Below are 23,211 nucleotides of genomic sequence, written 5' to 3' on the forward strand. Positions count from 1 at the left end.
ACTCCGATTAAAATTTCAATGATTTCAACGCACTCAATACAGACACGTCACCATCAGCATCACGCTGAGACAATGCGCCATACCCCTCAGCCATGAATGCTTTGGCTTGGGAGCGTGAGAGTCCAACGTCGCGCAGGACTCGCTCAATACTTTTGGGTGTGGGGATCTCACCACGGGCAAATACTGATTTAACATTGCCGACACGCGCCTCATCATTAGCCGGAAAAGTGACAAGGCTGACTTCCCACAGATCGATTTCTTTTAGGAGAAATGCCTCTTTCGTTCCGTCGTATTCCCAATCTCTTAGGATGTAACCAATAGAAAGGCCGGAGAGTGATCCGGCCTTCATGTGCGCGTGAGCTCGTTTTGCCAGCGGGTCATCATCAATCAGCAACCGCCCCTTGAGATATAACCCCACCTCATCTTCTTTCATATCGGTATAGATACCGATGGGTTCGTCTATTCGATGCTGCCAGAGCAAGGCCGGTAAAGCTCCCCGGTCACGCCATTGCTTCAGGGAGTTTTCAAAGGCACCCGGTAATACAATATCATCAAAGCTGTCTTTGACGCCGAACACCGAACCGTACCCCTCAAACTCGCCGCTGTCGCTGACTGATTTCAGTTTTAACGGCACATCAAGCCGCTGTTTCGTCATCATTTAAATTGTCCTGTGGTTTGGGTTTATCGCCCGGTTTCGCTGTCATGTTCATCGGGGTTAAATAGATATCGCCCCCCTCGCGTGGGTTGCGTTCCTCCAGTTCCCGACACTCATTGGGTGACAAAATTCCCCAGTTGATCCCCGTTGCATAGGATTCAAATCGTGATTTCATGTCTCCACGCAATAATGCGCCGGCATTGAATTTGGCATAAAATCGCCCCTGCTTATCGGTTTTCACCAGTCCCACATTAATCCGCTGTTCAATGCGGGTGAGATATGGGACTAACGAATAATTGATAAACCCAATGCCTAAATTTTCTACGTTGCTGAACGTGGCGCGATCCGTGTTTTGCACCATATGCATAGGCACACGAAAAATGCGGCAAATCTCTTCAAGCTGGAATTTGCGGGTTTCAAGAAACTGAGCGTCCTCTGCTGATAAACTGATTTGATTCCACTTAAGCCCCATCTCAAGGATCATCGGCTTGTGTGAGTTCGCTAATCCCTGATGGCGCTCTTCAAAATCAGACTTAAGGCGGTGATACGCCTCATCTTTCAGGTATTGATCAGTTTGCAGTACACCAGAGGTTACTGCGCCGTTGCTGAATAAGCGTGAACCATGTTCCTCAGTCGCCATCCCCAGTCCGATTGCTTGCCGAGCATAAGCAATTGGACTGAGACCGTTTAACCCGTCAAGAGTAAAAATGCGCACATGCCAGATTTCTTCCTGTGACAATGTACTAAAACTGCCGTCCGGGAACGTCACTTGATATTCAGGTTCCCAGTTGGCATTCAGTTTTGAGGTGACGCTACCCGGATCGAGGGGCAATAGTTCGGAAACCTCGCCAAACACCTTAACTTTGTAAGCATAAAAGTTACCACGTAGGCACAAGCAGCCAATTAGCAGCTCCCAAAACTCCTGGGGTGTCATGTAACCGTTGGGTTTAACCGATAACAACGTATGCAACTTTTCTTTTACCGCCCGGGCATTCCCCCGTTCAAGTTGCTGATACAAAGAACACGGCAACATCCCCACTGATTCCGCCAGTACCCGAACGCAACTAAATACCGCAGTCAATTGCATAGCAAGCTGAGGACTGACTCGCTTGCCGGTATAAGTATCATAAGAAAGCCCAATCAATTCACTCAGTTCATATGAGGTCATTGGTTGGGCTGATTTTCGAAATAGCCCAGGAAAGAACATTAGGCCCCCTTATCCGGTTTTTCAGTTTGCTCCATCATGCGAGAAACCAGATAAGACCAGGCAAGGCAGAGTACACCCGCGACGAGATACCCCGCCGCGGGCAAAAGTAACCAGGCACCGTAAGCAAGCAGACACGCGCCCGCTATCCCCACCAACAGAGCAATCATTATCAACGTTTTCATGGAATTCCTTAGAGAGAGCGAAGGCCGCGTTTAGCTAAAACATCAGAGAGGGTTTCTTCATTATCATTCAACATAGCCCGGCCAATCGCCATGATGAGCGCCACAGCCCCATCAATTTTATTTTCAGATTGCTCTTTAATGGGGCGAACTACATCATCGTTGCCTGGCAGGTACTTACCAACAACATTACCCACACACCACGTCATGATTGGGTTTCCGTCATGATGGAAACGTCCCGCTTCAATCGCCGCCTCCAGCTCCTTCATTGGGTCCGACATGTTTGTGTAGTTTTGGATAATCGTGATCGGGTTTAATTGTTCATCAGCCAGCTGATGAGAAAGATTCGTCGCGCCGTGTGGGTCAATAGGAGATTCTTCTACCGGATTGTCTAAGTTATCGGCTTTAGCGTCCTCAAGAATAACCCGATAATCAATTTCAGCCCCCTCTGTCACGGTAAGATGACCACTATTAACCCATTTCTGGTAGCGCTCCGCAGTGCGTTGCTGGTCCGTGTCAGTGCTGTATACCGTGTCATACGGAACATAAAACTTGGGCGCAATACAGTAATAATGCCTTTTCCCGTCCATTTCGCGATAAAAAAGTTTGACCTTGGAATTCATATCCAACTTTCTCGCTAAGTCGAAAGAGAGAATGCAGGGCTGCCCCTCAAATTGTTCTAACGTCAGTGTCTTATCTTCACACTCTCGCCAGCTCACTAAATTGAAGTAGGCCGCCCTGGCGGATACCCAAATGTTCAAGTGTTTAGTTTTGAAGACGTTTGCCAGACGAGCATTATTCTTTGCCCGGTTTTGCTGACTCAGGAGAAAATCCGCATAGACAGAAACCCCCATATTGGGATTGGCTTTTTTTAGCGCATTGGGATCTGTCCAATCGTCTCCCTCATCGACGGTATAGATCACACCAAATAACTCATCATTGGGTACCGTACCGTTAAGCATCTCGATCACTTCACGCCGCTTATCATAGCATGGTCCTTCGATGTTATAACCCGCTGTTGTAATCGCCCACATCAGTGGCTGACGACGAGAACCCATTCCCGTAAGCATGGTAGTGTACAATGCATCAGTATCGTGCTCGTGGTATTCGTCAACAATGGCGCAATGTGGGCTGGCACCGTCTCCCGGATTGCCAATTAGAGGTTCAAACCGTGCGCCGTCTTCGGGACGGTTCATATTTTTGGCATTAACTTCAATACCAAACGCTTCAACCAGCATTGGTGTACGCTTGCACATTAACCTTGCTGGCCTGAAAACTTCCCACGCCTGTTTTTCTGTGGTTGCCCCGGAATACACCTCGGACCCAAATTCATCATCACATGTGAAACAAAATAACGCGACACCCGCCGAGATCGCTGATTTTCCATTCTTACGGGGAATTTCTGTATACACTTCACGAAAACGCCGCAGCTTTGTGCCTTTATGAACCCACCCGAATGCCGAACACACAATAAATAACTGCCAGGGTTCCAGCGTGATCGGCATACGTTTAAATGCCCATTCGCCTTTCGTGTGAGGGAGAAGTTGGATAAACCGGGTGGCTTTTTCCGCCAGGTCTTTGTCAAATCGGTAACGAAACTTTTTGCTTTTCTCCTGGGATAAATCGTCAATATGACGCTGACAGGCATCAATAACATATTGACAGGCTATAACTTTTCTACGGACAACATCACGAGCGTATTGATTTGCAGCGTTAACATTGGGATAAGATTTGCGGCTCATGATGTGATTATCTTAATAAAGGGATTCTCTGTTTTAGCCTTACCAGCGGCGCCAATTAATCGTTGACGGCTGCTGGGATCTAAACCCAACATTGACCCCGTGGCACTCATCTCTGATTCTTGTTCTTTCTTTGCCGTTAACTCCGGGTTTTTTATCGGTCCACCCGTCGCGCCGGTTACTGTATTACCTTGCATAGCAATATTCACAACTGCCCGCCGCCAGAACTCATACGCTACACACCAGCGTTCCAGCACGGCTAAATCCGTCAGGCAAATGATGCCTTGACCGCATAATTCTTTAACCGTGATTTCCCACATAGTGATCGCCAGATTGAGGTCATTTTCTGCAAACCAATCAGGCGGTAAGACCCCTTTCAGCGGAGTAAAAACCGGTTCATTTTTATTTAAAGTGCGCTTACCGGGATTTCCCGCTAACTCTTTTCTGGCTGTTGGCTTTGCGCGACGTCCGGATCTGCCAGCCGTTCCAGCCATAAATAAAAATCTCCAAAAATGAAATAAAAACTGAACATGCAGCGGAAAATTAACACTTAAATTGGCCTATTTATCTCCCGGATTAAATTTCATTTTTCGCGGGTATAAAAATTCGACGGAGGCGGCGGTCCCGTAAGGCGGGAGGGGTAGGGATTTGCCCCCCCTACCCATTGATATGAAACTGATTAACTAACCTTGTCCCCAGTTGCCTTTCATTTGCTGTTCTGCCCCAATGATACCTATTGCAATCAAAGCCTCACCGGCCGGATAGTCAACCAATAGCTGCCGAACTATCTTAATACATTGCTCATAGTTCTTGCGGCTCTCGTCAGGCAATTCAGCAATCAAGCCTTTAAACATGAGTAGTGTTTGCTCATCTTGTGTCATCTCATTCTCTCCGTTGCTGTCTTGCGTCTGTGACAAGGCCAACATAGTGATTGTAAGTTACTATCATCATCAGTGCCGCCGTGGGCTTTCGGGATAATGTGGTCTACCGTTGTCGCTGTGACAGCCCGCTTGCCGCGCTTGCAGTCCTGACATAAGTATTTATCTCGCTTTAATATCCGTGGGCGTATTGCATCCCACTTACTGCCATACCCGCGTTCGTGGCGGCTCTTACCTGGCTGATAATTCTCCCAGCCTGTGTTTCGATGGGCGGTACAATAGCCGCTGCGGTCTGTTGTTGTGTGTGAACAACCACGCTCGCGGCAAGCTCTGGGTATTCGTGCTGGCATATCATCACCACCTTGAGAGACGACCGCCTGGTTGACTCTCACGCATGACCCACTTATGGATCTCATCTTGAACTATTCCACGTATCACTTCACTGAGACGCTCATTGTGTTTATTTATATTTGTCGCTGTCATAGTTGCATTTTTAATAATCGCATTAGAATTTAATTGAACGAGTTCAGTAATACGTTCAAGTTGTTCTTCTGTTTTATCAAGCTCACTTCTATCTACATTAACGCAAATGCTTACTGTATATGTTTCAGCATTTAATGACTTATCTTTCATTTTCATTCCTCTGAATTTCGTCGACTCAGTTTTCACATTAAATAAAAATGCTACCAGCCTGTATGCGAAGAGTACGCGATAAGAACAGGTGGTAGCATGAGTTATCAGTATTGTCGTAATCACTATTGAAATGACTACTATTATTGACACTGAGTCTTAATGTAGTCTTGCAAGTACTTCGTTTGCTGTTCGTTCTCAACAATCATTCTTCGGAGATCGAAATAATCTTGTTGAGCTGCTGGGTTAAGTCGTGGGGGGGCTGCATGGCCCACGCTGCCGGAGGAGACGGTTTCGCCTTGATTACAAGTGGCCGCGATGCGCAACCGGCGACGACCAGCAGCAACATCATTGCGCAGAACATCAATTTCAGATTTGGCATGAGCAAGTTCCTTTGTATGCTGATTATCCAGTTCAGACAGGAGCCTTATCCGCTCCTGCTGATTAACGATTTCATTCTGCTGCTCCAGCAACTCACTCTGTAGCTTAACTGTTGTATCAAGTTGTTTGGTGTATTTACCGTAATAGTGGTAAGCCACCAGCGAGACAAGCGCTAGTGCAATAACAGTATAACTATGAGAAAACTTCATAATATTGGTTTGTTGGCAAGATACACTGCTGTTGAAAACCCGCGCGGCGTAGCGCTTCTAAAGTTAGCCCGTTCTTTGCCTGGGGGCGCTTTGTGAATCCTGTCGTCTGGTTCACCTAATCTTAAAGTCATGCAGGTTTCTGGCATTACGAATCCGTTTCCCGCCCATAAACATGTTTTCTTTGTGTAATTATCATTCTTTTCATATTCATTAAAATAATAAGGATGAAATGTATAATCAGGCTTACCAAATATGCTACTGAATACGCTCACTGGGTTTTCAAAAAACCATGGAACGTTCAGCATATTTCCAATGTTTTTGCATTGTTCTGCAACAAGTGCCGCTTTAATTTGAAATGCAGGATCTTTCTCATGCTTATCTTTGAACCACCTAGCTCCACTAACGGCCACGTCAGTGCATGGAGGAAATCCGGCAACAAAGACAGGATTTTTAGCATTTCTAATTGCCTTCCAACTTTCTTTCGAATCAATAACATTAGCTACTTTTGTTACTGTTCCACCAGCTGTGTGATTTTCTGTCGATGACTTATTGTGCTGCGGGTCTATTAATAATGCACTGTAACCATAGTTTAGCCACGGCTCTGCAAATATCCCAGTGATATCACACAGACATATTATTGTTCCTTTTGTCATCTGCTGTATTCCTTACAAAAGCGAAAAAGCTTTATCAATGACCGCATTGCTATAAGGCTGACTACCATTTTCCATGACAATAATGGACTTAATCAGCTTTGTCATAAATTCTTTATTAAATACATCAACAACCTGATCACAAGTCACTTCCGTGTCTTTACATACATGGCTAATATAGGCATCAGTATTATTTTCATTTGGTGGTGCCCATCGCTTGATAATGCCGCTGACAGTATTAATACCGTACTTGCTGTTATAGTTTCTAATAACCTTCACCATTGGCCGAATACCATATTCAGGGCTGACAAACTGGCAGAAAGATTTATCGGTACGTTGTGATTCCGGTACCAAACCTTTCCAGTCATCACCCCAACGAATGTTGCCAGGGTTATTATTTCGAATGCCTCTAGTCATTCTTTTATTCCTGCTTTGTTATTCAAGGTCCCGCGCATCAATTGACCGAAAAAATCCGTTCCCAGATATCCAACAATGACGCTGCCAATATGAGCCAGATCCGTACTCATGCCGAGGAAATTCAATACATCACGAATAAACCAGGCAATAATCGCGCACATGATCGCATCAATGACTGTTTTCCAGAATTCGCTACCGTTATAACGACCTCTGAGATACGCCATTGCACCAGCCAATGCGGCACCTACACCTTGTTCTTTGACTGATAATAGCCACAGCCATATTTGCATTAAAATATCAGGTTGCTTGTCCATTATTTTCATAGTCCACCCCACCGAAGTGTGATCGGAGCTTTCTCGCGTTGTATAAGTAAAAAGGCTACGCATTGCGTAGCCTGTGAACGTATGTGATGAGATAAACGAAAAAATCCGCTAAACATGTGGGTTTTAGCTGAATAAGCCAGGTGACATAGCTATCACTCTTATCACACTAGCGAATAAAATTCGTAACGAAAAGTATTTTAATTAATTATTTTATAGGTCCATTCATCCATTTCTAATTTTGCGTCTGACATAATTAAACAAGCATCTATAAATGTTTCAGCAATCATTAGTTTCTGACGTATTTTCCCTTCTGAACATTTTTCTTTTCTGGCTATCGCTGACTTTGATAGACCATCTTTATAATGTTTCTCTATTAATTCATACTCATCATCCCGCCCAACTTTTTTTAGCTTACCTACGACCGCATCAATAATCATCCCATCGCTATCGCAACAGGAAAGCCGATTTTTAGATGATGCAGGCAGCAATCCCTTAAAACCGGCTGCAATCGGGGAATAATCTACCCCACTATTTTCACTCGCCGCCCATCCACCCCAACGTTCTAGAACTTGTTGAATATCACGCATTTGATTCTCCAGTGGCTATTTTTTGTGGGCATTTGCTTGGTTGTTTCGTGTAAATAAAAATCTTCTTCCATCTAACCCGGTTAATTTTCTTTATTGACGGCTCTCTTAATTCGTGCCTTGATATTTCGTTCAATCTGGATAAGCTTTTCAATGTTCTGTCGCCTCTGCTTTTCCTCTTCGCGTAACCACTTAATATCACTTATGAGTTTGGTTTCTTTTTTTGCTATTGATAGTAAATAATCGAATGGATCTAAAACTTGATTGCATTTTTTACATCTTATTTGGCGTTCTGCTTCGTTAACATAAATTCCAGAATGAAAACAAAAAGTAGCTCTTTCATAAATAAATGCTATTTTCTCTTTTAAGTCTTCTCCTTCTTTAATGGGGAATACGATAACGTTTTCGAGAGCATCTTTAATATCAGTTTTATCTCTCATACTTATTTACTCCACTAAACTCAATTACACTATCGCGCCAATGCCTAATGACCGGTCTAAAAACCGAAATAACAGCACAATCTGACTACCATGTTTTTGTTCCCATATTTTAGGGTCCCGATGTAATTCGTTATGGCACTCCCGACACAGTGGGATAGTGAATAAGTCATGAGCTTTTGTACCAATGCCATATTGTCCATGACCGATAATATGGTGAGGATCGTCTGCCGGACGTTTGCAGCACACGCAAGGCTGGGACTTTACCCAGCGTAACCATTTCACGTTCTGCCAGCGCTGTAATTTAGGTTTGAGCATAAAGCTGGCTGGTGGTTCTTCATCAATGCTTGTTGTCAAAACAGCTTTAACTTGTGGCATTATTCCACCCACTTCTTAAAAGACAGTTCACGTACTTCATCACCGTTAACAAGTACGTCATTGAAATCACCGTGATCAGGCCAACGAATACTGACCGTTTCTACATCGTTTTTGGCAATGAGATTGCCCCTGGCACACTCAAACGCGGCCGCGTGCCCGGTCGCTGAATGCAGATCCATATCAGCGAAAATAATTAAGTGTTTAACCCCTTTCGGTACCCGGAACTTCCCCATAAATCCGGCATTCATCACCGACCAGGTGTTGCAACCGTATATCTGTTTGCAGGACAGTGCTGTTTCTATGCCCTCTGAGATCCCCAACGTCGATGAAACTGGAAACAGGCGAATAGCAACAGAGCCTGTGTGCTTTAAATAATCATCAGACTGGAGGGAATAGATCTGCTTGGCGATATCCATATTGGCTTTTTTGTCACCCTCTAATAATGTCCTGTGCAAGTAACAAAGTGCGCCTTTATCGTCCGTCGCCAGAGAATACATGGCCTGAAAAGCTTTCATTCCCACGGGCTGATGATTGCAATACCTGATTTGCTCGACGGGTAAACAGTTAATCCCCCGGTTGCGTAAATAGCTTTCGGCTGACGTTCCGCGCAGGCTCGCCAGTGTGGAATACTTCCTAATCACCTTATCACGAAATGATGACCGGCCATCTTTATTGGCAGAAGATTGAGCGCTTTCAGGCTGACGGATATACGTATTGCCAATAATTTCATCAACTTCTTTTGCCTGCGCTTTAAAATCCTTCTTCTGAGTCAGTGCAAGTAATTTCCAACCGTCACCAATGTTGCAGACACAAATGAATGTTCCCCGACCATCTTTATCGTCACAGCGGTATTTTCCCTTCTGACTACATATTGGACATTTGCCTTTGTAGTGTCTCTTTCCGGTGATAGGAGGCAGGCCATAATACTCAAAGACTTTCGACCAATTCCCGATAACTGCATCCGTTGTTTTCATTCGCTGCCTCCCTGCGTGGCTGAACTGAGTTGTTTTTTCTCCTGGCTCTTCGCATAAGCAATCAATTTCCATTTAATGAAATTGTTCACTTCCGGGGTGATCTCTACTGGGTGATCATTTAAGCCGTTCGGCCACTCGCTGAATTTGTCTCTAAAGGTATGCTTACACCAGTTATCAGAGATAGGCTTCCCTTGGTTGGCCCGCTGGCGTTGGTAATATTTAATCTGTGACCACCAGCTTTGTTTTTCTTTCTTACTGTAAATACGGTCCTTGCCGTTGAGTTTTTTCAGCCCGCGAGAACGATCCACTTCCACATCTTCACCACTTAAGGGCTTAAATCCGCATTTCGGGCAAACATAAACACCTACCGGCTTCATAAAGTGGCAACTGGGGCATTCCTTCGGGAGTTTTTCAGCTTTGTCGCTGTCAGTACCGCGAGAAGCCTCTTTCATACCGTCACTTTTAGATGGCAATTTGTCATACTCGATATCATCTGGATAACCGAGTCGGTGAACTGAACCACTATGATCGAATACCAAGCAAGCTTCTTTACCGGGGGCTGTACGCAATCCCCTGCCGATTGTTTGTAACCAGCGGATCTCGGATTTAGTGGGTCTGGCGTAAATGATGCAACGGACATCACTATCGAACCCTGCAACTAATACACCCACGTTAACGATGATTTTTGTTGCTCCTAGCTCAAAACGATGAATGATTAACTGCCGTTCCTCGTGAGGGGTGTTCGCTGTCATTACCTCGGCATTGACCCCTGCTTGATTAAATTCGATGGTGACAAAATTGGCGTGTGCAACGTTGACACAAAAGCAGATAGTTGGTAGATCTTGCCCATGTTCAAGCCAGTTACGGGCAACATCTCCCACCAGCGTTGTATTACCCATAATTTCTGCGACTTGTGACTCGCTATAGTCTTTACCGTACTCACTATTAGAGGTCGTCTTGACTCCGGTTAAATCGGGCTGAGTTGGTGCGTAAAACTCGTATTTACTAAGATCACCGCGTGCTATCAGCTCTTTGATTGTTGTTGGCTTAATCAAACACTGGTAATAGTTCCCCAGAAACGATGCAAATGGCGTTCCAGATAACCCGATTACTTTTACATTTGTGTCATTGGTTAAATAATTAATCACTTCAAGCAACTTCTTACGACGCAAATGAGCTTCATCAATGATGAGCAGATCAATATTGTCTGGAAAATCACGACGAATCAGTGTGTCAGCCGAAGCGATCTGTATCATGCGAATGGGGTCGTAATTCGGGTGGTCACGCCAGATAAACCCAATTTCATCTTCTGGTAGCCCGTACTCAATAAACCGGTTAGCTGTCTGGGTGATCAGGGTGGTATATGGCGCGGTGAACAGAATACGCATCCCACGTGAGACAAAACCGTCAACGATGAATGCCGCCAGTCCGGTTTTGCCTGAGCCAGTAGGACTGTATACCATGAATGATGCGTACTGCTTCCAGTTTCGGCGCAGCATGTTCAATGCACGCTCTTGAGCAAAATTCGGTGTGATTGTTAGCATGTTTTACCTCCCGATTCCTTTAAGGTTGATTCAGTGACATAATCGCCCTCAGGTACCCAATGCTTTGTTGTGCCTATTGCAAGAGCTGGCTTGGTTTCGCTTCCCCAAGTTCCACTAGCCGGTCTCTTGCTCCTCTTTAAATATTTTCCGATCTTCATCAATACCTCTTGTTAACTTGTTTACACAGCTAGGGAACACGGACTTGCCGATATTAATGCGACCATCTAGACGTCTAGACGCACTTTGGCTTAATCTCTCAATAGCGATCTTCTATAAGATCTGTGTTGTATTTCCTTGGCAGTGCCTTCCCTAACACCCCTTTCAAAGATCACCCCCCTTACCCCCCTAGAAAGTTTTCCCCTCTTCCCAAATTCATATGGATGGTTAGACGTCTAAAAGGCTTTTCAAACTTCTTTCACTGACTGAGGCTTTTCTGTATAACCCTGGCTCGCCTTGGCATACTTCGTCACAAATTCGCGTAGCCTGATGTTTGCATGGCGCCGTGCTGCATTGTCTTTACGATACGAAATTTGTTCTTCATCCCATGCCGCTTGATAAACCTCAGCATATTTGACTGAGATTTTCCCGCGAGTAGCCGGATCAAGCCTTAGTAACATCTCCTGTATCCATTTCTGGTCAGACGGATAAAAATACAAAGGCATTGATACCTTTACCTGTTCAGAGAACATAATTGACACTGTTGCGATACAACTTCTCGTTATATTCAAGTTTTCCGTTCGTTAGTCTCTCAAGCTTGAGAGCAGCCCTTTCCGGGATAATTTCTTTCCACTGTCCAACAGCTTGATCACTTATCAACATAGCCTTAGCTACATTTCTCTTAGAACCGAAATATGAAATTACACTTGATTTCAACATTGATTTGCCTTACTAACTAAATTAAAATTTAGTTTAATAAACTTGAAATTAAATTCAAGTATAATTGATAAAATCAAGTTACACTAGAGGTATGTATGCAATCAATAGATAAAGCGACTATTGGAGAAAGAATACAATCGCGCAGAAGGGAGCTTAGTTTAACCCAAGTTAAAGTAGCCGAAGAGATAGGTGTGTCAATGGCTGCGATATCACTGTGGGAAAAAAACAAAACAAACTTAAGTAGTGAGAATCTCCAAAAGCTAGCGCAAGTCCTTCAATGTAGCGTATCTTGGCTTCTTAATGGAGAGGATTCTTTTGATAATCAAGTCACTACTTACACTGGAGGTAACTGTAGCAGTCACAGAATACTTAAAATATTTGATCTGCTTCCTGATAAAGAAAAAGCAAAAATTGTTGAATTTGCTGAAGAGTTACTCTCAAAACATGCTAAAGCACTAGAGAATGAATTAAATAAAGTTAAAAAAAATATTAACAATATATAAAACAATTAGTTATGAGTTAAAGTGCAAAAACTTAAAAAATAATTGATTTTTGCACTTGAAATTCAAGTAAACTTGATCAATAGTGTTATAGAACTGGTTGATACTATGATGCGAGGATGTAAAAAATGACTGATTCTCACCTGGAAAAAGCCCGTACTATTGTTGGCACGTTGGAGTTGTTGCAAGAGTTTTCTGTTCAACAACAAGAACCTGTCAAGCGCTCACTTGTAGATATGGTTATTTTAGAAAAGATAACTGAATTAAATTCAGTTCTGATGACTCTTGGTAACGATCGACATATAAAAAAAATTGAAGACACTATTCTGTAAGTCCATTTTATCAAAATAAATAATGGGTAGTGATAAGACTACACAGCTAAAAAATTATCAATATAAATTTAAATCGATTATGAGGTGAAAGATGAAACTTATAATGAGGGATGGAAGTCAATGGCATGTATCAAAGTATAAAAAAATTTAACTAATTATTAATGGCTCTGGTGTCGATTGGCGTCACCACCAGAGCCTGAACAACATAACTGAGGTGCAATTACTATGTTCAATACAAATACTAACATAAAGACTTTTATTTTTGCAGTCAAAAAACACGCAGATACTGAACAGTTCATTGTTAAAGTTAAATATGTGGCTGAAAGTTATCAGCAAGCCAAAGATGCGTTATCCGAAATGCTTTCAGGGTACTTCATTATATGGATGGGGCAAATAAATAATGAGGTGCATCATGTTTAAAATAATCATCACAACTACAAATTATCGGACAGGGCGGGTAACAACAGAAACTTTCCGCAACAGATACAAAACATATCGAAGAGCTGAAAAAGCTGCTCAGGGGATACGCCGGGTTTGTATGCCAGATAGCAAAACTATTATTGAAACAGTTGACGCTGAGGTCGTAGAGGTGAAACGTACTTAATATAACGCTATCTTCTTTATTTAGTTAAGAGTGAAAATCAGAATTAATTATAGCGAGTGTTTAAATATGAATATCAGCAAATCAATAATAAATTTTTCTAAACGTCGTAATATCGATATAGAAATTTTAGAATTGGATGGCGTGAATCAAGTTTGGTTCAGTCAAATAGATAAAAATGGGGAGGTATACAGTGAGCCTCTTTTCACAATGTTCAATAATCAAAATGATTTGACGTGGAAAGGGAATATCTATTTACCAATAGAAATAAAAGAAGAACTACCTGCAACAATTTCATCAGAAAGGAAATTAAAAGAAGTAATTAAGTTTTTAGAAAAAGAATTGGCCCATGTTTGTATATAATAATTATTGCGCCACACCGGGAAAATGACAGGGAATCATTGGCAGGGAAGCCAATTATTAAATTAGGTATATGAGGGTTAAAAATGAAATCAAAAATGAAATTTGCAATTGAGTGCAAAGCTGAACAAGCTCGTTATTTATCAGAAGCTAAAATATATCGTCGCGGTTCTGAAATGCGAAAGATGTATGTTTCTCTCGCGTGGAGAAATAGAAATAACGCGCGGCAATGGATTGATTTTTAATTAACTGGCAAGGATGCTTTCTAAATTAATAAAGGGGTACACATCATGACAATAGCAGAACTAATTGAACTATTAAAAGAACGTTTCGAGGACTGGGAGAGTCGCGAACTAGAAATTCCTGACGAATTTAACGGCGGATGGCTAGCAGTTGAACCCGAAAATGTTGTTATCGAATCTGATAATAGATTTATTCGATTAGACTGTTGGGTAAACTATCGAGACGAATTAGAGGATTAAACAATGATGAAAATACAAGATACTTACAGTTTTGAAATATGGTGTGAAGACGTAAGAATTATGCCATCCGAAATAGAAAGAATCTCAGTTGAAGTATCTGGCGTAAACGAAGAAAGCTTGCAAAGTATGATTAACGAATTTTATTGCGAGGATATACTAAAAATAATTGGCGAGAAAGATATTGTTAATTATTTAGAAGAAAATGGTTACTCCGTGATTAAAAGAGAGGAAGAATAATATGGCTGCACACGTACATGCTGAAAATATGGCGTTATATGCACAAGATGCATTGAAAACTGATGAACCGTGGAAACTGTGGGAATATCATGATGACAATATGGGGTTGTGGAAAAATGTAATCACTCATCCATCTTGGGATTATAGAAGTACTTATCGCAGAAAGCCTGAAATGATAACAGTCGGCAAAGTGAGTTTTCCGAAGCCTGTCGATTATGAGCTAAAAAACGGTGATGAATATTATATAATGACAACTTTATATGGTACTGGTGTAGATTCATGTATATGGCAATCCGATAATATTGATTATAACTATTTAAATTCACGTCGTATTTATTTAACAGAAGAAGCAGTTCATCAACTTCGTGACGCTCTGATTAAAATAAGTAGAGGTGAGTTTTAAATATAGACTCTAATTAACTCAATAACTTATTGGACTTTAATTACAGTTTAATGGCTGAGGATCATCTCAGCCTAAGCAAAGGGGTATCTATGAGTAATCAAACATTAATTGAACGATACAGAAATCGCTTAATAGCTGCAAAACTCGATGCAATGACAGAGAAAACCAGTAGCCATTGTATTGCTGTTAGTCTTCACGATGGCTCTATGTGTACTGTTGAATTGTCAGAAGAGATATTAAGAAAAGCTTTGCATGTGTTTTTCGAAGTGCCTGCTTATAACGAATATACACGATGTAAAGCGGATAATTATATTTTAAATAGTTACAGTGATTGTTTATCAAAACATGGTGATAGATTAACGGGTGAAGGAAATGATTTTATGTGTGTTCTTATTAAATTAATTGCAGAAAGAGCTATTCACAGTGGATTTTCACCAGAATACATATTTCAGTAAGTAGAGGTTCAACAATGGATATCACTTATTTTAATTTCTCACAAAGAGCTATTCAAAGTAAGCGTGAAGAAAAATATGAGACAGCCGCCATTTTTTGGAATAAAGTCGCTGAACATGCAAAACATTCAAATAATCGTAAATGGGCTGAATATCGTTCCGAGCTGAATTTAAAGCGTCATTCATTACATGAGCGTTATGAGCAATGGCGGGCAGATAACAAACAACGTCGCAAAAAAGAGGAAGAAACGAAGCTACTAGCAAACGCATTAAAGACCCATATTGATAAAGAAAAGGAGAGTACCAACATGAAAGATGCTCAACAGTTAATACAGAAAGCTAAAGAGCTTGAAGAGCGTGGAGCATTCAGGCGAGCGAGTGAAGTTTATAGTGAAGCTATTGATTGGTCACTGACTGATAAAGAGAGAGAGCGTTGCACTATTGATGCTAAACGTTGTGCAAGAAAAGCTCGGCTACCACATCACAGTGAGAGATAGTAATGAAGAATTTCATCACCTATTGTTTTGTAATATTTACTATGTCTGTAATTGTTGGTGGTGTTATTTCTTTCTTTAGTTACATTGAATTTTTGAATAAAGCGTTACAGTGAAAGAGGTGATTTATGGCTGCACGGTTAGAAATTATTATCTCGTTTGATGAAGACTTAAATAAATGTCACGTGGAGTGGACTATGGGAGAAAGTCTGAATATAGCAAGCGAAGAAAAGCAAGTCATTGCTCAGTTAAAAAATAAATTGTTATGCTTAATGGATAATGAATTAATTAGCAGTAGTCGGCATTATCTTCATTAAAAATATGAAATTTAATTATTTTCGTTAATTAGAGTAAAAGCGTCTAACATATTTGCTCTAATTACTTAACAAAGAAAAAAGGTAATTATCATGACTAAAAATACAGAGTCTTTAATATCCGCATGTCACGAATTAGCAAGAACAGCAAGTTGTGACGATTATTTAATTTTGAATGAGATTGCTGATAAGCTGGAATTTCTTCGTAAAGAACGCGATAGCTATAAAGAAATGTTTTTTGATTCTTGCAAGGGTCTTGCTGCTATAGCTAATGCGGCGGGTATTAAAGCGGAAGATGATACAGGCTCGCCAAATCAAATAATTGCTGAAATCAGGAAAATTAAAGCTAATGCAATTCAGGAATATGCAGACAGATTACTCGACGGAGATAAATAAATGAGCGAAAAAATAATTATGTACGACTCAGAAGAAGCTGCGAGCATTAAAATAGTCACGGGGTGGGTTGCTAGCGACGGTAGTTTTTGGGGCGATGATGAGGACATGGCACGTTATTCGGGTTCCACTCATCGCAAATGCAAAAATAATCCTGAACACCCAATTGTTCGCAGAAACGATTATTGTAGCATCTGTCGTGAGGAAAAAAATAACGAGGAATTTAACGCGATGGAGCGCAAAGAATGGGACAGGGAAACACCGATCGCCATTTTTAATACCGATCAATATTTTTGGGATGAATATGATTTATTAGAATATTGCAATGAAAACAATATAAGTCCGAAAGAATTAAGGCTTGTTATTTGTGAGCCAAATTATCCGGCTGAAATAGACGGCGAGGATTATTTTTGTGATGACTTGCCGCCAGACGGAGAATTGCCATCAGAACTACAGGGGGCATTTGAAATATTAAATATAGCAATTAGAAATTGTGGGCCGCTGTCGTGGTCGCAGGGAAATATTTCAGCAATTATAGGTGACGAAGTAAATAATGAAAAACGATAAATACAAATGTGCAAAATGCAGATGTAAGCATATTCATTATGACCACGAACGCATTTATATACAAGACCCAGATAATTCGTGGGTGAACATTAGCATATGTCCAAAATGTGGACATGATGCGTTCTATATTATTGAGAAAAAAGAGATGAATGATTATGGAAATTAAAGAAATATTAGAGCGATTCAAGAAAGACACTAAAGACCACAGCATTAAAATATTACATAATGATAGCTTATATCGTCATTTACGATTCAGTAAAAATAACAGTAGTGCATATTATTTCGATATAGTGACGTGGCCGGGATATCTGTGCATATCAGGTGATATGGGTTGTTTTACATTCTCTCGTGTTACAGATATGTTCCGTTTTTTCAGAGATTCAAGCGGTGAATTATCTATAAACCCGGATTATTGGGCAGAAAAGCTACAAACCGGCGTTGGATATAACAAAGAAATATATAAAGAATGGTCATCTGAGAAATTCAAAGATGTTGTTAGTGAAGCTCTTAATAATTTCATTGACGATAACGATGATATTTCTGATGATGCTCTCGAAGAAATAAAAGAATCAATCGAAGAGATCATTTCATGCTCGCATAATGAATATGATGCAGTATCAGCAATTAGAGATTATGATGATGAGCCTGATATTTTCTTAGATTTTTGGGAAAATGATTTCATGGAATATAAATTCCATTACATCTGGTGTTTATATGCAATCGTTTGGGGTATCAGTAAGTTTGATGAATATATAGAGAGGGTTGATGATGAATCATGACGAAATGAATCTATTGAGAAAAAAGTTAACAATTGCAGAAAATAATCTCATCGATAGTCAATGTCATATTTCAGAGTTAGAAAAGAAACTAGCTGAATATGAATCTATAATAAAAGCATTCTGTGATGATGATGAAAATTGGCACAAGCTGACTGATAGAAAAAATGAAATCATATCTATATTAGTTAGTAAATTGGCATCACCACCAGCAAAGGAAAGTAGATGACTGATAATAATCATGATGTTTCCTCTCTTGTTCAAATTATTGAATCGGTCTGGAGTAATCCTACTGAGATCACTACTGCAATTTGGCGAGCTGGATATCGTAAACCAGAACGTTCAGAGGAAGAAATAATATTGCTCATAATTGATGTTATGAACGGCGTGCCTGATTGGGTGCCCCATAATGAAAGACCAAAAGATTTAAACGATATTTTCAGGACTGAGTTGGATAACATCATTTTTGATGTCACATGGGAGGGAAAAGCAACGCCAACAACAGTGGCAAGGGTGATTCTGGATAACGGTTATAGGAGAAGTGAATAGTGGCTACAAGATATATTGGCCTGAAAGAGATGTGCAAGCTAACAGGCAAAAGCCATCCTACGTTATGGCGAATGTGGGCAAAGAGGAAAGAATTCCCCAAACCTGAAAAAACCCCAGGTGGAACATTTCTCGGATGGCCTGAAAGCGTATATGAAAGATGGGTAAGGGAGCAAAACCTTAACGACACCCGCTAGAACACCTGCTTTTCTAACGACACCCGCAGGGATGCGGGTAACTCTTTGATTTTTCTGGTACGCCCTACAGGATTCGAACCTGTGACCTACGGCTTAGAAGGCCGTTGCTCTATCCAGCTGAGCTAAGGGCGCATCTTGGGAGATGAGCTGCATCAGTAATGCTCTGATGCGGGGAGAGATTATACGGTGACAACCCATTGAGTCAATGGCTTTTCTGCTTATAAGTCTTCATCTGGCTATTTTCTGATTATCAATAAAACTGACAGCACGTTCATGTTCTGACAAAATAGGCAGTATCCCAATGTTTGATTTATGGATTTATTCGTACATGCCAGCAAAAATTATTGACGGGAAAACGATTGCGCAGACAATCAGAAGTGAAGTAGCAGTGCGTGTTCAACAACGTGTTGCTGCCGGAAGACGTGCTCCTGGTCTTGCCGTTGTTTTAGTCGGTGAAAACCCCGCTTCTCAGATTTATGTCGCAAGTAAACGCCGTGCCTGTGAGGAAGTCGGGTTTGTTTCCCGTTCCTATGATCTGCCAGATACCACCAGTGAAGCAGAGTTGTTGAATCTTATCGATCAGCTTAATAATGATTCAGAAATTGATGGAATTTTGGTTCAGCTCCCTTTACCTGCCGGTATTGATAATGTCAAAGTTCTGGAACGTATTCAGCCTGATAAGGATGTTGATGGCTTCCATCCCTATAATATTGGTCGTTTGTGTCAACGTGCTCCAAAGTTGCGCCCCTGTACGCCGCGCGGTATCGCAACGTTGCTTGAGCGTTGTGGAATTAACACTTATGGGTTGAATGCTGTCGTTATCGGCGCTTCAAATATTGTTGGTCGCCCAATGAGCCTGGAGCTGTTATTGGCTGGCTGTACCACTACGGTGACTCATCGCTTTACTAAAGATTTACGTCATCATGTGGAACATGCGGATTTACTCATTGTGGCTGTCGGTAAACCAAACTTTATCCCCGGTGAGTGGATTAAACCCGGCGCTATTGTTATTGATGTCGGAATTAATCGTCTGGAAGATGGCAAAGTGATTGGTGATGTTGATTTTGAAACCGCGTTAGAGCGTGCGAGTTGGATCTCTCCGGTTCCGGGAGGGGTTGGCCCAATGACAGTCGCGACACTTATCCAGAATACCTTGCAAGCCTGCGAGGAATACCATGATGTGGAAACAATTGAAGGTTGTTGATGGAAATTTTTTATTTAGAAGGCCACCCTTATGTGGCGTTGTGTGATCTGTTGAAGTTTCAAGGGTGGAGTGAAAGCGGCGCTAGCGCTAAAGCGGTTATTGCTGAAGGTCTGGTTGAAGTTAATAGTCAGATAGAAACCCGTAAACGTTATAAAGCGATAGCCGGGCAGGTTGTTACCTTTAATGGTAAATCTGTTCATATTAAAGAATGATTAAAGCTGGCTCCCTTAAAGATGAAGGGAGCCGCAGATTGTAGGTAAAGTTTTTCCGACAAGCTTTTACTGTCAGTTAACCTAACTATCTGTCGTTAAAAGATATCTCAATGTAAAATAGTAAAAATATAAATGTTTTATCACCCTTTTAATATCTATAATTATCGCTTTTCTGTTTATTGTATAAATCGGCTTTCTTAGTTTTCAAATGAAGTGAAAACAGATATTTAAAATGGTGATGAAAAGATTATGACGGTAAATAAAGGTTAAATCTGATAGTTAATGCATAAGGTTAATCTCTGTTGAATGTAAGAAGCGCTAAGTAGAAAAGATTTTTATGTTGGAGATAAATGGGAGTTTGAAAAGATTTTGGCTTCAATATTATAAGGTTAAATGAGCTGATAACCAAAATAGATACTTTTATCAATATCGATTGATTTTACTGGAAGTTTTTATTTTACCCTGCAATTCTCTATTTTATTTACTGTGAACGCTAAAACTATAAAGCAACCTTAGTTAAGCGTGATTTTAATCATCCACCAGGGTAAGTTTTTTCATGCGAATACTCTCATCGTGTTTTGTGCAGAAGAGGTATTGAGATAGTACAAGGTCACTTAGCGAAGGGTATAAAGTTTTAATAATGTTCAGTAATGCTGTATTTAAGGTTTTATGCGTTTTTAGTATTTACCATACTTATGAATATTTTAGGTTTAATGCTGGGTTATTTTAACGTAATACTTATTGAAAAATGTATAATCTGATGATAATTTAAACTTAATATGCTGATTTTAATGATAAAACAAACCAGTGGAGTAGATAGTTTGGAATTAAATCAAGTGATTAAAGCTCTTAATGAATCTGGTAACGACTGGACTGTAGAGCAAATAGGTGAATGTCTTGCAATTACTAACGAAGACGGAATTAAAGCACATCTGGCGATTTGCGGCAGGCAAATTACAGTGGAGGCATTACTGTTTTCGGAAGAGAATGTTTTAGATCCCGCTTCTTTAAATCAGTTTATTTTAGAAACGCACAAAATGATTCCTCTGACTTCAGTTGGAATAACTAAAGTCGATGGTCAATCTTACTATACCGCTTTTGGTTCATTGTCATCAGAATCAAAACAAGAAAGCGTTGTCATCGAAGTCTCTATGTTGTTTACCAACATCACTGAGCTTCTTGATGCGTATTCTGAGTTCCTAAAATAACAGTGTAGGGGAAATATCAATGAATGTATGGAAAAAGCTTTTTAAGGCAATTAAAGGAACGGTAAATAATGCGGCAGAATCTGTCGCTGATGGCAACGCGCTGACGATTCTTGATCAGGAAATCCGAGAAGCAAAAGCAGAAATCCGCCGTGCGGATGAAAGCCTGGTTAGCATTATTGCTAAGCGGAAAATGGCAGAGAAAAAGGTTGCTGATATCAAAAATAGTATCACAGAGTACGAGGGTTATGCTCGCTCTGCTGCGGGTAAAGGCGACAATGGGCTTGCTCTGGAGTGTGCTCAGAAAGTTGCGACCCTGCGTGATGAACTGGAAAGAGAGCAAGCGTTGTTTGAATCGTTCCAGAAGACTGAAGCGATGCACCGACACAATGTGCAAGAAGCGAAGAAGAAGGTGTCTCAGCTTGAGAATCAGGTTGATTTGGTTAAGGCAACTGAACAGGTGCAGAAAGCCCAGGCTGCGACGCATAGCTCTGTTGTTGGTGCTTCTTCAAAAACATCTACCGCCCTTGATTCCCTTGAGCGCATCAAGTCACGTCAGGCTGAGAAAGCGGCTCAGTTCGAAGCTCAGCAAGAGCTTCACGATAGTATGACTTCCAGTGATCTGGATAAAAAGCTTAAAGAAGCTGGTATAACGTCAAGCGCTATGTCCGCAGAAGATGAACTTGCTCGTATCCTTGGCAAGTAAATACTCAGTTGTTAAATCAAGATCCTGCTTTTTAAAGTGGGATCTTCTTATCAAGAGATGTTTCTATGCTTTCCAAAATCGCAGATGCGTTTAAGAGCGCATTCGGGGGCAAGACAGTTGCGCCTGTGGTGCCAAAGGTGCCGGAAGTATTAGGTTTGCGTATCGGTGGTGTATTTGAGATAGACCCGTTGATGCTAAAACTGATTGAATCTGACCTAACGATCGAAAATGCGGCTTCAACTCAGCTTATATGTTCCGTTGGTGTTGTCGACTTAGGTGATAACGTGCGTTTGGTTCGTTATTACACCGATGACGAAGGTTATCTTCAAGTGCTTCAAGAAGGGGAAGGGGATGATGGCGTGAAGGAAGTGAGTCTGTGGTATTTTTACGAAACTAAACCGATAGATTCGCAAGTTCAATGGGATGCTCTCATTAAAAACGGTATCGTCACGCCAAATGGGGAATATGATCTCGATGGCACTCAGTTCTCTCAGTTGTGGGACAATGTTAAGCCTGTGGCTGTTACCGAGAAAACTTACACTAAGGAGGGGCGTATAACTGAAACTGATCAGTTTGTGATGGTGTATTCGCGTCAGGTTGCTCATAACCGAACAGAAGAGCTTCAAGTTGTGGGAGAAGAAAAAGTGGTAGGGAGTAACTTGGATAGATTGATGGTATTGAGCACCGGTATTCAACTTAACCAAACTGATTTTAAAGTGGTGGCATAAATGATCACATTGGAAAATGAAGAACAGGCTTTTTCTCAATTTATGCATGGTGTAGGCAATTTTGGCTTGTGTTTTGGGTTGGCGCTGGTTTTTTTCATCGTTTTCAAGTTTATCTACACAATAATTACTCCGCATGATGAGTGGAAACTTATCAAGGAAGAGAAGAACAGCGCCGCGGCGATATCGCTTGGTGGCGCGCTGATCGGTTACAGCATCGCCATTGCAAGTGCGGCAAGCAACTCTGTGGGAGTTATTGATTTCGTGATGTGGAGTGTTGTTGCGCTGTTGGCTCAGATTGTTGGCTTCTTTATGGTTCGCATATTTATGATGCCAAAGATTGTATCTCGCATTGAGAATAATGAGATCCCTGCTGCGGTTGTGTTGGCGGCAGTGTCAGTTTCTGTTGGTCTTTTAAACGCAGCTTGCATGACTTACTGATTT

Annotated in this window: 42 protein-coding genes, 1 tRNA gene and 1 pseudogene; 24 read left to right on the plus strand and 20 right to left on the minus strand. The window is 41.3% G+C overall.

From position 1 onward, the window contains the following. Positions 1–7 precede the first annotated feature (7 nt). The 19 genes and pseudogenes from Phpb_RS08705 to Phpb_RS08795 all read right to left on the minus strand — a co-directional run bounded on the left by Phpb_RS08705 (position 8) and on the right by Phpb_RS08795 (position 12,061). Positions 8–658: an HK97 family phage prohead protease gene (locus tag Phpb_RS08705; protein ID WP_065389999.1), complete on the minus strand. Its 651-nt coding sequence runs from the start codon at positions 656–658 to the stop codon at positions 8–10. Beyond that, positions 636–1,862 (minus strand): phage portal protein, encoded by a 1,227-nt coding sequence (locus Phpb_RS08710; protein ID WP_065390000.1) that lies wholly within the window; start codon positions 1,860–1,862, stop codon positions 636–638. The genes Phpb_RS08705 and Phpb_RS08710 overlap by 23 nt, the downstream gene beginning before the upstream one ends. Next, on the minus strand, positions 1,862–2,044 hold the full coding sequence (locus tag Phpb_RS08715; RefSeq protein ID WP_065390001.1) for a hypothetical protein: 183 nt from the start codon (positions 2,042–2,044) through the stop codon (positions 1,862–1,864). Before Phpb_RS08715 ends, Phpb_RS08710 begins: the two co-directional genes overlap by 1 nt. Positions 2,045–2,052: 8 nt before the next feature. Further along, positions 2,053–3,783: a terminase large subunit gene (locus tag Phpb_RS08720; RefSeq protein WP_065390002.1), complete on the minus strand. Its 1,731-nt coding sequence runs from the start codon at positions 3,781–3,783 to the stop codon at positions 2,053–2,055. Continuing rightward, positions 3,780–4,274, minus strand: a complete 495-nt coding sequence (locus Phpb_RS08725; protein WP_065390003.1) for a phage terminase small subunit P27 family — start codon at positions 4,272–4,274, stop codon at positions 3,780–3,782. The genes Phpb_RS08720 and Phpb_RS08725 overlap by 4 nt, the downstream gene beginning before the upstream one ends. Positions 4,275–4,463: 189 nt before the next feature. Continuing rightward, on the minus strand, positions 4,464–4,661 hold the full coding sequence (locus Phpb_RS08730) for a hypothetical protein (protein ID WP_065390004.1): 198 nt from the start codon (positions 4,659–4,661) through the stop codon (positions 4,464–4,466). Then, positions 4,658–5,008, minus strand: a complete 351-nt coding sequence (locus Phpb_RS23660; RefSeq protein WP_075489428.1) for an HNH endonuclease — start codon at positions 5,006–5,008, stop codon at positions 4,658–4,660. Before Phpb_RS23660 ends, Phpb_RS08730 begins: the two co-directional genes overlap by 4 nt. A gap of 4 nt (positions 5,009–5,012) precedes the next feature. After that, positions 5,013–5,291: a hypothetical protein gene (locus Phpb_RS08740; RefSeq protein WP_065390006.1), complete on the minus strand. Its 279-nt coding sequence runs from the start codon at positions 5,289–5,291 to the stop codon at positions 5,013–5,015. Between the two features lie 140 nt (positions 5,292–5,431). Continuing rightward, positions 5,432–5,878 carry a lysis protein gene (locus tag Phpb_RS24460; RefSeq protein ID WP_065390007.1) on the minus strand — a complete coding sequence of 149 codons (447 nt, stop codon included), beginning with the start codon at positions 5,876–5,878 and terminating at the stop codon, positions 5,432–5,434. Continuing rightward, positions 5,875–6,531, minus strand: a complete 657-nt coding sequence (locus Phpb_RS08750) for a hypothetical protein (RefSeq protein ID WP_065390008.1) — start codon at positions 6,529–6,531, stop codon at positions 5,875–5,877. The genes Phpb_RS24460 and Phpb_RS08750 overlap by 4 nt, the downstream gene beginning before the upstream one ends. 12 nt (positions 6,532–6,543) lie before the next feature. After that, positions 6,544–6,945: a structural protein gene (locus Phpb_RS08755; RefSeq protein ID WP_065390009.1), complete on the minus strand. Its 402-nt coding sequence runs from the start codon at positions 6,943–6,945 to the stop codon at positions 6,544–6,546. Continuing rightward, the gene (locus Phpb_RS08760) at positions 6,942–7,268 is read right to left on the minus strand and encodes a phage holin, lambda family (protein ID WP_065390010.1); all 327 of its coding nucleotides are present in this window, start codon (positions 7,266–7,268) and stop codon (positions 6,942–6,944) included. Before Phpb_RS08760 ends, Phpb_RS08755 begins: the two co-directional genes overlap by 4 nt. Before the next feature lie 197 nt (positions 7,269–7,465). Beyond that, a complete protein-coding gene (locus Phpb_RS08765) occupies positions 7,466–7,855 on the minus strand; it encodes an antiterminator Q family protein (protein WP_065390011.1) in 390 nt (129 codons plus the stop codon). Positions 7,856–7,935: 80 nt separating this feature from the next. Further along, complete coding sequence (locus tag Phpb_RS08770) at positions 7,936–8,292, minus strand: hypothetical protein (protein WP_065390012.1); 357 nt, start codon at positions 8,290–8,292, stop codon at positions 7,936–7,938. 24 nt (positions 8,293–8,316) lie between these two features. Further along, positions 8,317–8,655, minus strand: a pseudogene (locus tag Phpb_RS08775) (DUF968 domain-containing protein); the annotation flags it as partial. Between the two features lie 11 nt (positions 8,656–8,666). Then, positions 8,667–9,641: a DUF7146 domain-containing protein gene (locus tag Phpb_RS08780; protein ID WP_065390014.1), complete on the minus strand. Its 975-nt coding sequence runs from the start codon at positions 9,639–9,641 to the stop codon at positions 8,667–8,669. After that, entirely contained in the window at positions 9,638–11,185 is a 1,548-nt protein-coding gene (locus Phpb_RS08785) for a DEAD/DEAH box helicase (RefSeq protein ID WP_065390015.1), read from the minus strand. Before Phpb_RS08785 ends, Phpb_RS08780 begins: the two co-directional genes overlap by 4 nt. Before the next feature lie 404 nt (positions 11,186–11,589). After that, positions 11,590–11,847, minus strand: coding sequence for a hypothetical protein (locus Phpb_RS08790; RefSeq protein ID WP_065390016.1), 258 nt, complete (start codon positions 11,845–11,847; stop codon positions 11,590–11,592). A gap of 16 nt (positions 11,848–11,863) precedes the next feature. Further along, the gene (locus Phpb_RS08795; RefSeq protein WP_065390017.1) at positions 11,864–12,061 is read right to left on the minus strand and encodes a Cro/CI family transcriptional regulator; all 198 of its coding nucleotides are present in this window, start codon (positions 12,059–12,061) and stop codon (positions 11,864–11,866) included. A 95-nt stretch (positions 12,062–12,156) separates the two neighbouring features. On the opposite strand from Phpb_RS08795, the gene Phpb_RS08800 reads away from it, so the two are divergent. The 18 genes from Phpb_RS08800 to Phpb_RS08885 all read left to right on the plus strand — a co-directional run bounded on the left by Phpb_RS08800 (position 12,157) and on the right by Phpb_RS08885 (position 18,715). Beyond that, positions 12,157–12,564, plus strand: coding sequence for a helix-turn-helix domain-containing protein (locus Phpb_RS08800; protein ID WP_065390018.1), 408 nt, complete (start codon positions 12,157–12,159; stop codon positions 12,562–12,564). Between the two features lie 125 nt (positions 12,565–12,689). Further along, entirely contained in the window at positions 12,690–12,893 is a 204-nt protein-coding gene (locus Phpb_RS08805) for a hypothetical protein (RefSeq protein WP_065390019.1), read from the plus strand. A 225-nt stretch (positions 12,894–13,118) separates the two neighbouring features. Then, complete coding sequence (locus Phpb_RS08810) at positions 13,119–13,313, plus strand: hypothetical protein (protein ID WP_065390020.1); 195 nt, start codon at positions 13,119–13,121, stop codon at positions 13,311–13,313. Further along, positions 13,306–13,497 carry a hypothetical protein gene (locus tag Phpb_RS08815; protein WP_065390021.1) on the plus strand — a complete coding sequence of 64 codons (192 nt, stop codon included), beginning with the start codon at positions 13,306–13,308 and terminating at the stop codon, positions 13,495–13,497. Before Phpb_RS08810 ends, Phpb_RS08815 begins: the two co-directional genes overlap by 8 nt. 66 nt (positions 13,498–13,563) lie before the next feature. Continuing rightward, a complete protein-coding gene (locus Phpb_RS08820; protein ID WP_065390022.1) occupies positions 13,564–13,857 on the plus strand; it encodes a hypothetical protein in 294 nt (97 codons plus the stop codon). An 83-nt stretch (positions 13,858–13,940) separates the two neighbouring features. Beyond that, entirely contained in the window at positions 13,941–14,099 is a 159-nt protein-coding gene (locus tag Phpb_RS26000) for a hypothetical protein (RefSeq protein ID WP_165603281.1), read from the plus strand. A gap of 45 nt (positions 14,100–14,144) precedes the next feature. Further along, positions 14,145–14,336 (plus strand): hypothetical protein, encoded by a 192-nt coding sequence (locus Phpb_RS26695; protein ID WP_065390023.1) that lies wholly within the window; start codon positions 14,145–14,147, stop codon positions 14,334–14,336. A gap of 3 nt (positions 14,337–14,339) precedes the next feature. Further along, positions 14,340–14,573 (plus strand): hypothetical protein, encoded by a 234-nt coding sequence (locus Phpb_RS08830; RefSeq protein ID WP_065390024.1) that lies wholly within the window; start codon positions 14,340–14,342, stop codon positions 14,571–14,573. Position 14,574: 1 nt separating this feature from the next. After that, positions 14,575–14,976 (plus strand): hypothetical protein, encoded by a 402-nt coding sequence (locus Phpb_RS08835; RefSeq protein WP_065390025.1) that lies wholly within the window; start codon positions 14,575–14,577, stop codon positions 14,974–14,976. Positions 14,977–15,065: 89 nt separating this feature from the next. Then, positions 15,066–15,431, plus strand: coding sequence for a hypothetical protein (locus Phpb_RS08840; protein WP_065390026.1), 366 nt, complete (start codon positions 15,066–15,068; stop codon positions 15,429–15,431). A gap of 14 nt (positions 15,432–15,445) precedes the next feature. Beyond that, positions 15,446–15,925 carry an ANR family transcriptional regulator gene (locus Phpb_RS08845; RefSeq protein ID WP_065390027.1) on the plus strand — a complete coding sequence of 160 codons (480 nt, stop codon included), beginning with the start codon at positions 15,446–15,448 and terminating at the stop codon, positions 15,923–15,925. A 125-nt stretch (positions 15,926–16,050) separates the two neighbouring features. After that, a complete protein-coding gene (locus Phpb_RS08850; protein WP_065390028.1) occupies positions 16,051–16,239 on the plus strand; it encodes a hypothetical protein in 189 nt (62 codons plus the stop codon). A gap of 90 nt (positions 16,240–16,329) precedes the next feature. Then, on the plus strand, positions 16,330–16,632 hold the full coding sequence (locus Phpb_RS08855; protein ID WP_065390029.1) for a hypothetical protein: 303 nt from the start codon (positions 16,330–16,332) through the stop codon (positions 16,630–16,632). After that, positions 16,633–17,196, plus strand: coding sequence for a hypothetical protein (locus Phpb_RS08860; RefSeq protein ID WP_065390030.1), 564 nt, complete (start codon positions 16,633–16,635; stop codon positions 17,194–17,196). Positions 17,197–17,351: 155 nt separating this feature from the next. Next, positions 17,352–17,975: a hypothetical protein gene (locus tag Phpb_RS08870; protein ID WP_065390084.1), complete on the plus strand. Its 624-nt coding sequence runs from the start codon at positions 17,352–17,354 to the stop codon at positions 17,973–17,975. Continuing rightward, entirely contained in the window at positions 17,965–18,201 is a 237-nt protein-coding gene (locus Phpb_RS08875) for a hypothetical protein (RefSeq protein WP_065390032.1), read from the plus strand. Before Phpb_RS08870 ends, Phpb_RS08875 begins: the two co-directional genes overlap by 11 nt. Then, a complete protein-coding gene (locus Phpb_RS08880; RefSeq protein ID WP_065390033.1) occupies positions 18,198–18,521 on the plus strand; it encodes a hypothetical protein in 324 nt (107 codons plus the stop codon). The genes Phpb_RS08875 and Phpb_RS08880 overlap by 4 nt, the downstream gene beginning before the upstream one ends. Then, complete coding sequence (locus Phpb_RS08885) at positions 18,521–18,715, plus strand: helix-turn-helix transcriptional regulator (RefSeq protein WP_065390034.1); 195 nt, start codon at positions 18,521–18,523, stop codon at positions 18,713–18,715. Before Phpb_RS08880 ends, Phpb_RS08885 begins: the two co-directional genes overlap by 1 nt. 55 nt (positions 18,716–18,770) lie before the next feature. Here Phpb_RS08885 and Phpb_RS08890 read toward each other — a convergent pair. Then, a tRNA-Arg gene (locus tag Phpb_RS08890) sits at positions 18,771–18,847 on the minus strand. Between the two features lie 196 nt (positions 18,848–19,043). On the opposite strand from Phpb_RS08890, the gene folD reads away from it, so the two are divergent. From folD to Phpb_RS08920, 6 genes are all read left to right on the plus strand, one after another. Further along, positions 19,044–19,919 (plus strand): bifunctional methylenetetrahydrofolate dehydrogenase/methenyltetrahydrofolate cyclohydrolase FolD, encoded by an 876-nt coding sequence (gene folD, locus Phpb_RS08895; protein WP_065390035.1) that lies wholly within the window; start codon positions 19,044–19,046, stop codon positions 19,917–19,919. Continuing rightward, positions 19,919–20,131: a ribosome-associated protein YbcJ gene (ybcJ, locus tag Phpb_RS08900; RefSeq protein WP_036811637.1), complete on the plus strand. Its 213-nt coding sequence runs from the start codon at positions 19,919–19,921 to the stop codon at positions 20,129–20,131. The genes folD and ybcJ overlap by 1 nt, the downstream gene beginning before the upstream one ends. A 791-nt stretch (positions 20,132–20,922) precedes the next feature. Next, a complete protein-coding gene (locus Phpb_RS08905; RefSeq protein ID WP_036811640.1) occupies positions 20,923–21,339 on the plus strand; it encodes a DUF2170 family protein in 417 nt (138 codons plus the stop codon). Positions 21,340–21,358: 19 nt separating this feature from the next. Further along, entirely contained in the window at positions 21,359–22,042 is a 684-nt protein-coding gene (locus Phpb_RS08910) for a PspA/IM30 family protein (protein WP_065390036.1), read from the plus strand. 65 nt (positions 22,043–22,107) lie between these two features. Next, a complete protein-coding gene (locus Phpb_RS08915) occupies positions 22,108–22,770 on the plus strand; it encodes a YjfK family protein (protein ID WP_075489432.1) in 663 nt (220 codons plus the stop codon). Next, on the plus strand, positions 22,771–23,208 hold the full coding sequence (locus Phpb_RS08920) for a DUF350 domain-containing protein (protein WP_046395227.1): 438 nt from the start codon (positions 22,771–22,773) through the stop codon (positions 23,206–23,208). Positions 23,209–23,211: the final 3 nt, after the last annotated feature.

The organism is Photorhabdus namnaonensis (genome assembly GCF_001684335.1).
Taxonomy (GTDB): domain Bacteria; phylum Pseudomonadota; class Gammaproteobacteria; order Enterobacterales; family Enterobacteriaceae; genus Photorhabdus; species Photorhabdus namnaonensis.

Bases quoted from the DNA above. Each gene is read 5' to 3' on its own strand.
- Phpb_RS08705 (WP_065389999.1), bottom strand. From the start codon at position 658: ATGATGACGAAACAGCGGCTTGATGTGCCGTTAAAACTGAAATCAGTC.
- Phpb_RS08710 (WP_065390000.1), bottom strand. From the start codon at position 1,862: ATGTTCTTTCCTGGGCTATTTCGAAAATCAGCCCAACCAATGACCTCA.
- Phpb_RS08715 (WP_065390001.1), bottom strand. From the start codon at position 2,044: ATGAAAACGTTGATAATGATTGCTCTGTTGGTGGGGATAGCGGGCGCG.
- Phpb_RS08720 (WP_065390002.1), bottom strand. From the start codon at position 3,783: ATGAGCCGCAAATCTTATCCCAATGTTAACGCTGCAAATCAATACGCT.
- Phpb_RS08725 (WP_065390003.1), bottom strand. From the start codon at position 4,274: ATGGCTGGAACGGCTGGCAGATCCGGACGTCGCGCAAAGCCAACAGCC.
- Phpb_RS08730 (WP_065390004.1), bottom strand. From the start codon at position 4,661: ATGACACAAGATGAGCAAACACTACTCATGTTTAAAGGCTTGATTGCT.
- Phpb_RS23660 (WP_075489428.1), bottom strand. From the start codon at position 5,008: ATGCCAGCACGAATACCCAGAGCTTGCCGCGAGCGTGGTTGTTCACAC.
- Phpb_RS08740 (WP_065390006.1), bottom strand. From the start codon at position 5,291: ATGAAAGATAAGTCATTAAATGCTGAAACATATACAGTAAGCATTTGC.
- Phpb_RS24460 (WP_065390007.1), bottom strand. From the start codon at position 5,878: ATGAAGTTTTCTCATAGTTATACTGTTATTGCACTAGCGCTTGTCTCG.
- Phpb_RS08750 (WP_065390008.1), bottom strand. From the start codon at position 6,531: ATGACAAAAGGAACAATAATATGTCTGTGTGATATCACTGGGATATTT.
- Phpb_RS08755 (WP_065390009.1), bottom strand. From the start codon at position 6,945: ATGACTAGAGGCATTCGAAATAATAACCCTGGCAACATTCGTTGGGGT.
- Phpb_RS08760 (WP_065390010.1), bottom strand. From the start codon at position 7,268: ATGAAAATAATGGACAAGCAACCTGATATTTTAATGCAAATATGGCTG.
- Phpb_RS08765 (WP_065390011.1), bottom strand. From the start codon at position 7,855: ATGCGTGATATTCAACAAGTTCTAGAACGTTGGGGTGGATGGGCGGCG.
- Phpb_RS08770 (WP_065390012.1), bottom strand. From the start codon at position 8,292: ATGAGAGATAAAACTGATATTAAAGATGCTCTCGAAAACGTTATCGTA.
- Phpb_RS08780 (WP_065390014.1), bottom strand. From the start codon at position 9,641: ATGAAAACAACGGATGCAGTTATCGGGAATTGGTCGAAAGTCTTTGAG.
- Phpb_RS08785 (WP_065390015.1), bottom strand. From the start codon at position 11,185: ATGCTAACAATCACACCGAATTTTGCTCAAGAGCGTGCATTGAACATG.
- Phpb_RS08790 (WP_065390016.1), bottom strand. From the start codon at position 11,847: ATGCCTTTGTATTTTTATCCGTCTGACCAGAAATGGATACAGGAGATG.
- Phpb_RS08795 (WP_065390017.1), bottom strand. From the start codon at position 12,061: ATGTTGAAATCAAGTGTAATTTCATATTTCGGTTCTAAGAGAAATGTA.
- Phpb_RS08800 (WP_065390018.1), top strand. From the start codon at position 12,157: ATGCAATCAATAGATAAAGCGACTATTGGAGAAAGAATACAATCGCGC.
- Phpb_RS08805 (WP_065390019.1), top strand. From the start codon at position 12,690: ATGACTGATTCTCACCTGGAAAAAGCCCGTACTATTGTTGGCACGTTG.
- Phpb_RS08810 (WP_065390020.1), top strand. From the start codon at position 13,119: ATGTTCAATACAAATACTAACATAAAGACTTTTATTTTTGCAGTCAAA.
- Phpb_RS08815 (WP_065390021.1), top strand. From the start codon at position 13,306: ATGTTTAAAATAATCATCACAACTACAAATTATCGGACAGGGCGGGTA.
- Phpb_RS08820 (WP_065390022.1), top strand. From the start codon at position 13,564: ATGAATATCAGCAAATCAATAATAAATTTTTCTAAACGTCGTAATATC.
- Phpb_RS26000 (WP_165603281.1), top strand. From the start codon at position 13,941: ATGAAATCAAAAATGAAATTTGCAATTGAGTGCAAAGCTGAACAAGCT.
- Phpb_RS26695 (WP_065390023.1), top strand. From the start codon at position 14,145: ATGACAATAGCAGAACTAATTGAACTATTAAAAGAACGTTTCGAGGAC.
- Phpb_RS08830 (WP_065390024.1), top strand. From the start codon at position 14,340: ATGATGAAAATACAAGATACTTACAGTTTTGAAATATGGTGTGAAGAC.
- Phpb_RS08835 (WP_065390025.1), top strand. From the start codon at position 14,575: ATGGCTGCACACGTACATGCTGAAAATATGGCGTTATATGCACAAGAT.
- Phpb_RS08840 (WP_065390026.1), top strand. From the start codon at position 15,066: ATGAGTAATCAAACATTAATTGAACGATACAGAAATCGCTTAATAGCT.
- Phpb_RS08845 (WP_065390027.1), top strand. From the start codon at position 15,446: ATGGATATCACTTATTTTAATTTCTCACAAAGAGCTATTCAAAGTAAG.
- Phpb_RS08850 (WP_065390028.1), top strand. From the start codon at position 16,051: ATGGCTGCACGGTTAGAAATTATTATCTCGTTTGATGAAGACTTAAAT.
- Phpb_RS08855 (WP_065390029.1), top strand. From the start codon at position 16,330: ATGACTAAAAATACAGAGTCTTTAATATCCGCATGTCACGAATTAGCA.
- Phpb_RS08860 (WP_065390030.1), top strand. From the start codon at position 16,633: ATGAGCGAAAAAATAATTATGTACGACTCAGAAGAAGCTGCGAGCATT.
- Phpb_RS08870 (WP_065390084.1), top strand. From the start codon at position 17,352: ATGGAAATTAAAGAAATATTAGAGCGATTCAAGAAAGACACTAAAGAC.
- Phpb_RS08875 (WP_065390032.1), top strand. From the start codon at position 17,965: ATGAATCATGACGAAATGAATCTATTGAGAAAAAAGTTAACAATTGCA.
- Phpb_RS08880 (WP_065390033.1), top strand. From the start codon at position 18,198: ATGACTGATAATAATCATGATGTTTCCTCTCTTGTTCAAATTATTGAA.
- folD (WP_065390035.1), top strand. From the start codon at position 19,044: ATGCCAGCAAAAATTATTGACGGGAAAACGATTGCGCAGACAATCAGA.
- ybcJ (WP_036811637.1), top strand. From the start codon at position 19,919: ATGGAAATTTTTTATTTAGAAGGCCACCCTTATGTGGCGTTGTGTGAT.
- Phpb_RS08905 (WP_036811640.1), top strand. From the start codon at position 20,923: ATGATAAAACAAACCAGTGGAGTAGATAGTTTGGAATTAAATCAAGTG.
- Phpb_RS08910 (WP_065390036.1), top strand. From the start codon at position 21,359: ATGAATGTATGGAAAAAGCTTTTTAAGGCAATTAAAGGAACGGTAAAT.
- Phpb_RS08915 (WP_075489432.1), top strand. From the start codon at position 22,108: ATGCTTTCCAAAATCGCAGATGCGTTTAAGAGCGCATTCGGGGGCAAG.
- Phpb_RS08920 (WP_046395227.1), top strand. From the start codon at position 22,771: ATGATCACATTGGAAAATGAAGAACAGGCTTTTTCTCAATTTATGCAT.